The sequence below is a fragment of the Psychrobacter sp. genome (genome assembly GCF_030457785.1).
Taxonomy (GTDB): Bacteria; Pseudomonadota; Gammaproteobacteria; order Pseudomonadales; family Moraxellaceae; genus Psychrobacter.
Genome location: NZ_JAKDUI010000094.1, coordinates 1 through 9,485, shown reverse-complemented (window position 1 = coordinate 9,485; position 9,485 = coordinate 1). Strand labels below are relative to the sequence as shown.

Genomic DNA, 9,485 nt, shown 5'->3' with positions numbered 1-9,485 from the left:
ATAAGTTTTCATGAGTGTAAATGTTGGGAGTATTTAATACGCCTAATGATAAAAGTCTAACAAATAAATATATGAGAATGGGTTTTCTTCGTGAACGATGCGTACAACAAATAATTAACCAAACGACGAATACTGTCAGGCTGCAGGAGGTAGCAATGAGTGCTAATACGGTGAATGCCGCGGTCGAATTGTCGCTGATATGCTAAAGCAACTCATTATAAAAAATCGGCAACCTACATGAGTACGTTGCCGGTATAACACTAAGAGTTAAAGATGCGGTAATTTATCAAAAAAGTCAGTGTCTCAAAAAAAACTTTTTAAAATGAAAACTGATCTACATCCATGCTCATGTATGGTTCGACACCTGTGCTGATGCGCTGTACATGCGTGGTGGTACGTGGTAGCAGTTTGGCAAAGTAGAACTGAGCTGTTTTGATTTTCGCATCATAGAATGCAGTTTCACCAGTACCGTCTCCGATAGCGGTTTGTGCAACTAAAGCCATGCGCGCCCATAAGTAGGCAAGGGTTACATAGCCGCTGAAATACAAGTAATCTACTGCTGCGCCGCCAATAGCATCAGGATTTTCAGTGGCCTGCATGCCGATACGAGCCGTCAAATCATTCCACTCTTTCAAATGCTTTGCAAGTGGGCGGACGAACTGACCCATTTCGTCGTTTTCTTGGTTGTCTTCACAGAAGGTTTGAATGATATTTGCAAAGTTTGCTAGCAGCTTGCCTTGTGATCCCAAAACTTTACGACCTAGTAAGTCTAGTGCCTGAATCTCTGTCGTGCCTTCATACAGACAAGCAATGCGTGTATCACGGACGTTCTGTTCCATACCCCATTCGCTGATGAAACCATGACCACCATAGACTTGCACGCCATGATTGGCAGCCTCAAGTCCAGTTTCAGTCAAAAATGCCTTTGCAATTGGGGTCAATAGCGACAACATTTGGTCAGCAAATTTTAGGTCATCACCTTCACCCTTTGCGACCGTATCTGCAAAATGAGAGAGATAATAAACCAGAGCACGACCACCTTCTGCAAAGGCTTTTTCGGTCAATAGCATGTTTCGAACTGCTGGGTGCACAATGATAGGATCAGCCACTTTTTCTGGCGCTTTTGTGCCTGATAGTGAGCGCATTGCCAGACGATCCTTCGCATAGGTCAACGAGCCTTGGAAAGCATATTCTGCAGCGGTTAGACCCTGAACAGCAGTACCGATACGGGCGACGTTCATAAAGGTAAACATGCACTGCAGACCACGATTTTCTGGGCCGATCAGGTAGCCTGTTGCTCCATCAAAGTTCATGACACAAGTTGCTGAGGCTTTGATGCCCATTTTATGTTCGATAGAGCCACAAACGACGTTGTTATTTTCGCCCAAGCTACCATCTTCGTTGACCGTCATTTTAGGCACGATAAACAGCGAGATGCCTTTAGTGCCGGCTGGGGCGTTCGGTAAACGAGCCAATACAATATGAATGATATTGTCAGTTAGGTCATGTTCACCAGCTGAGATAAAGATTTTTTGTCCGGTGATGCTATAGCTGCCATCATCATTAGGTTTGGCTTTGGTACGGATAATACCGAGGTCAGAACCGGCATGAGCTTCAGTCAGACACATGGTGCCAGACCATGTACCAGTTACCATTTTTTCTAGATAAGTTGCTTTTTGTTCATCGGTACCATGGTGTTCGATGGTTTGAATGGCACCATGTGATAAGCCAGGATACATCGAAAATGACCAGTTGGCAGTACCCACCATCTCGTTGATAACGGTAGACAATGAAAATGGCATATTTTGACCGCCAAAATCTTCTTCAGCGGCTAGAGCAGGAAAGCCAAGCTCACAATATTGATCATAAGCTTCTTTGAAACCTTTTGGCGTAGTGACAGTGCCTTTATCAAACTGGCAACCTTCAGCATCACCGCTTTGGTTTAATGGAGATAGTTCATTTTCAGCAAAGCTTGCAGCCATCTCAAATAGGCTATCCATCAATTCGCGGTCGGCTTCTTGAAAAGCAGGCAAAGTTTTGTAATGGTTTTCACTATCGAGTAGTTCATGCATAACGAATTGGATATCACGTAAGGGCGCTTTGTATTGCATAACTTCCTGTCCTTTTTAGAATGTCATAAGTCATAGTCAGGTGCGGTCTAGGTAGTACGGTTTTATTCCAGTAAACCTAAGTCATAGGTAGCCACAAGATTGACTAGATTATCGATCAGATAAAATGTTATTAAAAGAATGCTGTCGGTCAGAGTCGGTTCGAGACCTAATAAGCTCTAGCGATTTCACTATAGAAAGATAGGTGTTCATAGGAAATTATACAAGTTTAGTAAAAGCACTGATAAGTCATGAACCTACCTTGCATTCGTTATGTAATCAACGTTAGGGGTTATGGATGGCTGAGAATAGGCATAATAAATGTTATGTAAGTGTCTGGTTGAAGCGTGGTAGAGCTTGGAGCGTATTGCAGGGAGAGAGATGATAAGACATTGTTTCCAATGCGACAGTAGTCAATTAAGTAGGACTTAGCGTTAATGGACATTAGTACTAATTATTGTGTTGCTGAATCAACATTTCAGTGGCAACGTCAGCAGGGACGGGTTTACCAAACCAATAACCCTGACCGAATTGACAGCCCATGGCTAATAATATATCACGCTGTGGCTTGTTCTCGATGCCTTCAGCGATTATTTGCATATCAAGGGCGACCGCCAAATCTAAAATAGTTTTTACAATGGCTTGTTGGGTACGGTCTGTTTCGATATTGGAGATGAAGCTTTTATCGACTTTGATAAAGTCAAAAGGATACTCTTGCAGGTAACTTAAGGATGCATATCCTGTGCCAAAGTCATCCAAGGCGATAAAAACGCCCAACTTTTTTAATAGGTTCAGCTGCTTTTTGACATTGTCGTGGCGTTTAATTAAAGAGGATTCTGTGACCTCAATATGTAGTTGCTGCGCAGAAATTTGGTGTTCAGCAAGTAAGCCTCGTACCATATCAAAAAAGTCGGGGTGACTAAATTCTGCGGCATCGGCATTGATGCAGATGTGTTGATCAAAGCCCTGCTGCTGCCAGCTAGACAGCTGCTTTGCGATTTGAATCGCCATTTGAAAGAAAAGTTCAAATGAGAGTTTATGGGTGATGATTGCATTGATGAAATGGACTGGTGTCAGTAATCCGCGGGTCGGATGTTGCCAACGCACCAGCGCTTCAAACCCAGTAATGGCACCACTGGTTAAGTCGATTTTTGGTTGATAATACGGTATAAACTGACCTTCATCTGCGGCAAGCCTTAGCTCAGTTTCGAGCTGTAGGCGTCGAGAAGTGGCTTCGTCAATAGCATCTTCATACCAGCAAATATCATCACCACCTTGTTCTTTGATAAAATGTAGGGCTTTCTCTGCTTTGATAAGCAGCCCTGCTGCGCCTGTATCATGTTTAGGAAAGATAGAAATGCCGATAGAAACACCGCAATAGATAGCTGAGTCTGTCGTTGGTAAGTTATCAAAAAATGGAGAATGTTCGGCTAGTGGAGAGTCTTCAATTGGAAAAGGTCGTTCACACATTTGTATCAACCTATCTAATTGGTTGCGTACTATTTTGGTGTCATTACACTCAAATAATAAAGCAAAATCATCACTACCGAAGTGTCCCAAACAAGATAGGTTTGTAAGTCTTAGCGACTCAATTCGCGCTGCGAAGTTTTTTATTAAATGATTGATGCCATCAGACCCTAGTAAGCTGGCAAGATTGCGATAACGGTCGATATTTAGCCTGGCAATGACAACTTTCTGAGAGCGGTCCAATAATAAATCACTGGTCTGACTCAAAAAAACCTTGCGATTGGGCAGTTCAGTTAGAGGATCGAAGCTAAGTAAATGAATCAGTTGTTTTTTATCTTTGGTTGCTGAGGATATGTCGCGAACCAAACCAACATAGTAAACAGCATGTCCGACGTCTATTCTACGATAGCTCATATGGCAGTCGAATACTTCACCGTAACGGTTGGTTATCGAAAAACTGTTTTCGTAAAAACCATCACTGTCTAGATAAGTGGTAATCTTATTTAAAATGGCTACTTCTTGCTCTGATAAAAACTCAGCAGCATATATACCAAGCGGTCTACCAAGCAAAAAAGACTCGTTATACCCGATGATAAGCTCATAACTGGCATTGACTGATAAATATCGTAAGTTTTCATCCAAGATGAATAAGGCATCGTCGAGCTGCTCGCATAGCTGTATCAGCAGTTGCTGTTTATCTGCGATAGGGATAGGAGTGAAAGGAGTCATAATAGAGGTCATCACGGCAAAGTTGAGTATTCAGTGGATTCATCGTCGCAATTTCTTAGAAGGATAGGGCTTGTATGGTTGCTAATGCAACCACTGGTGCTGTCTCAGTGCGCAAGACTCGTGGGCCAATCTGCCAAGCTACAAAGCCTGCTCGATCTGCTTGTTGACATTCAGCGGGGCTAAGCCCACCTTCAGGGCCAACTAATAATTCAATGTAAGGTGCCGTCTGCTGCAATACGGTTAATAGTTTCCCAGGCATGACAGGTTGTCCCGCGGCAGGAACGCTAAGCTGCATACGTAAATCAGCTGGCTGCTGTAGTGCTTGGTAATAGGCGTCTTGGCTGAGTGCAGAAACGATAGCGCTAACAGCATTAGCCTGTGTCGATATTTTTGACGCACTGCCTGGCGTCATGTCTGATGCACTGGTGTCCAAGCTTTGTAACCAGTCACTAATGGACACAGGTGCGAGAATGAGCGGTGGGCGATTGAGTCCGCATTGTTCGCAGGCCGCGATGGCGATTTGCTGCCAGTGTCCCAGTTTTTTTTCTACCTGTGCTGGCTTTAGGTTGACTTCACCGTGATGACTGCTGAGTAGTTGGATGGCAGTGACACCGAGCTCAGTGGATTTTTGGATCGCGTAATCCATTCGCTCACCACGACTCATGACCAGCCCTATCTTACTGATAGTCGCTGAGGTGCGATTGTCGGCTACATGAGAGAGAAGGGTAGCAGTTGCGTGTTTTTTACTGATGGTTTTTAGCTGCACTTTATACTCACCACCGAAGCCATCAAATAATACCCCTTTGTCACCGACATTGGCACGAAGCACTCGGCACCAGTGATGGGTGATATTTTCTGTTAATTCAACAGTAGCCTCAATGGGCAAGGTGCTGAGTTTGGGGTATGTCGTACCTTTCTCATTATCACTATTATTATTGATGTCATCGCTGGTCGCATAAAAAAAACGTCGCACAGTCACTTATTCCTATAATTTTAGTCAAATATCATTAAAGCTTAGCAGAATATTGTTTGAGTGGGTGAAGTTATTGCGGTAGTGCATTTGTCTTGGTTGGCGGCAATTAATTTCATGTTCCTCATGTTTGTCTCCATTCTCACAACGAGGGCATGCACTAGAAGTGATTTATTGTTGTAAAAAGCAAAAAACTGGCGCTCCGAAGAACGCCAGTCATTAAGCAAACGGTGTTGTAACGCGTTAAGTGGTTAGCCCTAATGCTTCAACCAGACGCTTATTAGGTTCAACTTTGTTCATGCTATAAAAATGCATGGCGGGTACGCCTTCGCTAATGAGGCGATCACACAGACGGTATACCACATCGAATCCGAACTCGCGAATGGCAGTACGATCATCACCATAATCCGTTAGTTGTTTACGTATATATCGTGGAATATCAGCACCACAGCTATCGGCGAAACGAACCAAATTGCTCGAGTTGGTAATCGGCATGATGCCAGCAACCAATGGCTGCGCTACTGTATCAATGCCACGCTTTTCTAGTGCGTCACGCAAGTACAGATAGCTATCCGCATTATAAAAGAACTGAGTGATCGAAGCGTTGGCGCCAGCTTGGTATTTATTGACCAAGTTGTCAATATCAAACTCAAAACTGCGCGCTTGTGGATGCATCTCGCGCTTGTGGATGCATCTCGGGGTAGGATGCGACTTCTATATAGAAGTGGTCACCTGAGTGTTCGCGTATGAATTTTACCAAGTCTAAAGCAAATGGTAATTCACCCATACCCACTTGACCTGATGGCAGGTCGCCACGAAGTGCTACCAAGCGGTTGATGCCTAGGCTTTTATAATGCTCCAACAGCTCTGCGATTTCACTTTTATCATCGCCAATGCAAGACATGTGCGGTGCAACGTTGGTGTCGCCACGCTCACACAAGGCTTGAACGATATCTAAGGTACGACTGCGGGTTGAACCACCAGCACCATAGGTTACGGAAAAATAGGCAGGTGACAGTGTATTCAGCTCATCGTAAGTTTTTAAAAGCTTCTCACGACCTTGATCAGTTTTTGCAGGGAAAAACTCAAAAGAAAAAGCAGGCTTACCCACAGTCGTACTCCTTGGTGTTGATAAATTAGTATTTGTAGGCATCAGTTTTGAACGGACCTGCGACAGGAACACCCAAGTATTCAGCTTGTTTTTCAGTCAGTTTAGTCAAGGTGCCGTTAAAACCAGCGACCATCGCGGCAGCGACTTCTTCGTCAAGCTTCTTAGGCAGTACTTTGACATATAAGTTGTCGAAACGCTCATCAACAGGCAGCTCAGCGAACTTTTCTTCAAACAGATACATTTGAGCCAATACTTGGTTGGCAAAAGAGCCGTCCATCACACGTGATGGGTGACCAGTTGCGTTACCTAGGTTCACTAGGCGGCCTTCGGCAAGCAAAATCAAATAATCATTTTCATCGTCTGAGCGGAAGATTTGATGTACTTGTGGTTTGATTTCAACCCAACGCCAGTTGTCACGCATGAACTGAGTGTCGATTTCGGTATCGAAGTGACCGATGTTACAAACGACCGCACCAGGCTTTAGCGCTGCTAGCATGTTTTTGTCACAAACATGGTAGTTACCAGTTGTCGTTACAATCAGGTCGGTATCTTCAAGCAGACGAGTGTTAATGTTGTCTGCACCACCTGTGTTGTCACCATTGACGTATGGAGATAGAACTTCATAGCCATCCATACAGGCTTGCATGGCGCAGATAGGGTCGACTTCTGAAACACGAACGATCATGCCCTCTTGACGCAAGCTCTGTGTAGAGCCTTTACCTACATCACCATAACCGATGACCAAAGCACGACGACCCGCTAAGAACATATCTGTGGCACGTTTGATGGCATCATTTAAGCTATGACGGCAGCCGTATTTGTTGTCATTTTTAGACTTAGTCACGGCGTCGTTGACGTTGATGGCTGGTACTTTAAGCGTGCTGTTGTTCAACATCTCAATCAGACGATGTACGCCAGTCGTCGTTTCTTCAGAAATACCATGAATGTTATCAAGCATCTGAGCATAATCATTATGAATCAGAGCGGTTAAATCACCACCGTCGTCCAAAATTAAGTTGGCATCCCATAGTTCACCTGATGCTTCACCACCGACGTGGACTTGTTGACGCAAGCACCATTCGTATTCTTCTTCTGTTTCGCCTTTCCAAGCGTATACAGAGATACCAGCTGCAGCAATAGCCGCCGCAGCGTGATCCTGAGTTGAGAAGATGTTACATGATGTCCAGCGTACTTCAGCACCCAGCGCGACTAGTGTCTCGATAAGCACAGCCGTCTGGATGGTCATGTGGATACAGCCAGCGATTTTAGCGCCTTTAAGTGGTTGGTCGGCTTCGTAGCGGCGACGCAAACCCATGAGGGCAGGCATTTCTGCTTCGGCTAGGGTGATTTCACGGCGGCCGTAATCAGCAAGGCTGATGTCAGCGACTTTATAGTCAGTGAATGAGGGGTCGATCGTATGGGCAGATGGGGTGTTAGACACTGCGTCCATAATATGCTCCTATCAGTGGTAAATGTATGATAAAAAGAATAAAAACGCAGGTGTCGTTATTTGCGCTGCTGATGACCAAATGATGGGCACTCAACAGTTAACCGAGCCTAACATAGCGATTTGGTATACACAGATTTATCGTGATAGACAATCACTATGGCGCAACACCTCTCGGGAAGGGTTATTGTAATGGATGATACTCATGTTGTCACCCACAAAAAAAGACCATCAATCGATGGTCTTTTTTAATGATAAAACAAACAAGTTTAGAACCAGTTATAGGTTAGGGAAGTGAAATAACTGGTACCGTCTTGGTTATAACGAGTACCAAAACCTTCGTTAGTGGTGTAATCTTCATTTGTTAAATTTTCAACCCGACTAGTTAGAGTTAGGTTTGGATTGACATAATAGCTGCCACTGATATTGAAGAGAGTGTAGTCATCTATAAAGGTACTGTTATCAGCGGAATTGTATACTTTGCCAGCATATTTTGCTTCAGCGCGAACATCGAAGTCTGAAGCTTGATAGCCAACATAAATCAAACCTGTATGTTCAGGACGATAGACCAACTGTTTACCTTTATTGGCGCCAGAAAGCTCTTCTGCATTGGTATAGGTATATTGACTACCGAATAGCACATTACTGATCTGCCAGTCCGACGTTAAACTGTAACCAGACAGTTCTGCTTGATCAATATTGGTTGCTTGATACTTGAAAGTTGATGGATCATATTCATTGCTAATAAGATTCTTGACGCGGCTATAAAATCCTGTCAGACGAGTAGTCTGTAAATCACTATTAGATTCGATAAACACTTCTAGGTTTTTACTTTTTTCAACTTCTAAGTTTTCATTTGGTACATAATAAGCACTTTCAATATATAAGTCATTCAGAGAAGGTGCTCTATAACCAGTGGCGAAGCTAGTACCAAGGCGTAAACTGGGGGCTAGCTTCGCAGCATAACCTAGGCTATAGGTCGTTTCGCTATCGAACTGTGAGTTGTCGTCAAGACGAACGTTTGCTTGAAGGTCATACGCCTCTTTGTTGAGCTGATAGCCAAGGAATCCGCTCTTGATGGTACGATCGTTTATCTTATAGCTGTCGTTACCATTGCTAGGGGTATTGTCATTAATATCTACTTCTTGCTTTAGCCATTCTGCACCAGCCTGTAGCTGTCCTGTGGGTAGGCGATAAATACTTAATAAATTTGCTTGTTTTTGTGTGGTTTCAAATTCATCACCAACTTTGTTATCTAGCTTGTCTAGACTCCCACCTGCTGTTAGACGTAACGTCAGATTGTCTTTATCGTATTCTGAAAATGCAGAGATGGCTCCATTTTCTTGGTCAATCTCCGCACCAGGGACGTTATTATAGTCGTCAAATTCAGTGGTTGATTTAGAAAATAAACCAGTGGCACCAACGTTGATATTATCGCCTAGAGGGACACTAGCATTGATCGAAAAGTTATCACTTTCGTAGCCGTCTTCATCTTTGTTGTTACCTGTTTGGTATTTGATAGCGCTAATACCATCAGTTTGGTTATGGCTAGCAGCCAAACTGAGCTGCGCGCCTGTTTCACTTGCAAGCTGTGCAGCTGCACCGTAAGTATATTGATTGTTGGAGCCAATACCTGCAGTCACAGAAAAATGG

Annotated in this window: 6 protein-coding genes and 1 pseudogene; 1 reads left to right on the top strand and 6 read right to left on the bottom strand. The window is 43.8% G+C overall.

Going from position 1 to position 9,485, the window contains the following annotated elements:
* Positions 1 to 317: 317 nt before the first annotated feature.
* The 5 genes and pseudogenes from L0J61_RS06175 to ahcY all read right to left on the bottom strand — a co-directional run bounded on the left by L0J61_RS06175 (position 318) and on the right by ahcY (position 7,835).
* Positions 318 to 2,111 carry an acyl-CoA dehydrogenase C-terminal domain-containing protein gene (locus L0J61_RS06175; RefSeq protein ID WP_301465458.1) on the bottom strand — a complete coding sequence of 598 codons (1,794 nt, stop codon included), beginning with the start codon at positions 2,109 to 2,111 and terminating at the stop codon, positions 318 to 320.
* 447 nt (positions 2,112 to 2,558) lie between these two features.
* Positions 2,559 to 4,304, bottom strand: a complete 1,746-nt coding sequence (locus L0J61_RS06170) for a bifunctional diguanylate cyclase/phosphodiesterase (protein ID WP_301465457.1) — start codon at positions 4,302 to 4,304, stop codon at positions 2,559 to 2,561.
* Between the two features lie 55 nt (positions 4,305 to 4,359).
* Positions 4,360 to 5,277 (bottom strand): 16S rRNA (uracil(1498)-N(3))-methyltransferase, encoded by a 918-nt coding sequence (locus L0J61_RS06165; protein ID WP_301465456.1) that lies wholly within the window; start codon positions 5,275 to 5,277, stop codon positions 4,360 to 4,362.
* A gap of 240 nt (positions 5,278 to 5,517) precedes the next feature.
* Positions 5,518 to 6,427: pseudogene (locus tag L0J61_RS06160) on the bottom strand (methylenetetrahydrofolate reductase).
* On the bottom strand, positions 6,411 to 7,835 hold the full coding sequence (ahcY, locus tag L0J61_RS06155) for an adenosylhomocysteinase (protein WP_301465455.1): 1,425 nt from the start codon (positions 7,833 to 7,835) through the stop codon (positions 6,411 to 6,413). The pseudogene L0J61_RS06160 and the gene ahcY overlap by 17 nt, the downstream one beginning before the upstream one ends.
* A gap of 22 nt (positions 7,836 to 7,857) precedes the next feature.
* Here ahcY and L0J61_RS06150 point away from each other — a divergent pair, with 22 nt between their 5' ends.
* Entirely contained in the window at positions 7,858 to 8,025 is a 168-nt protein-coding gene (locus L0J61_RS06150) for a hypothetical protein (protein ID WP_301465454.1), read from the top strand.
* Positions 8,026 to 8,101: 76 nt separating this feature from the next.
* On the opposite strand, the gene L0J61_RS06145 is transcribed toward L0J61_RS06150, so the two are convergent.
* Positions 8,102 to 9,485: TonB-dependent receptor (locus tag L0J61_RS06145; RefSeq protein WP_301465453.1), on the bottom strand; the 1,384-nt coding region annotated here is incomplete at its 5' end.

Coding starts and splice junctions, on each gene's coding strand:
- L0J61_RS06175 (WP_301465458.1), bottom strand. CDS start 2,111: ATGCAATACAAAGCGCCCTTACGTGATATCCAATTCGTTATGCATGAA.
- L0J61_RS06170 (WP_301465457.1), bottom strand. CDS start 4,304: ATGACTCCTTTCACTCCTATCCCTATCGCAGATAAACAGCAACTGCTG.
- ahcY (WP_301465455.1), bottom strand. CDS start 7,835: ATGGACGCAGTGTCTAACACCCCATCTGCCCATACGATCGACCCCTCA.
- L0J61_RS06150 (WP_301465454.1), top strand. CDS start 7,858: ATGTATGATAAAAAGAATAAAAACGCAGGTGTCGTTATTTGCGCTGCT.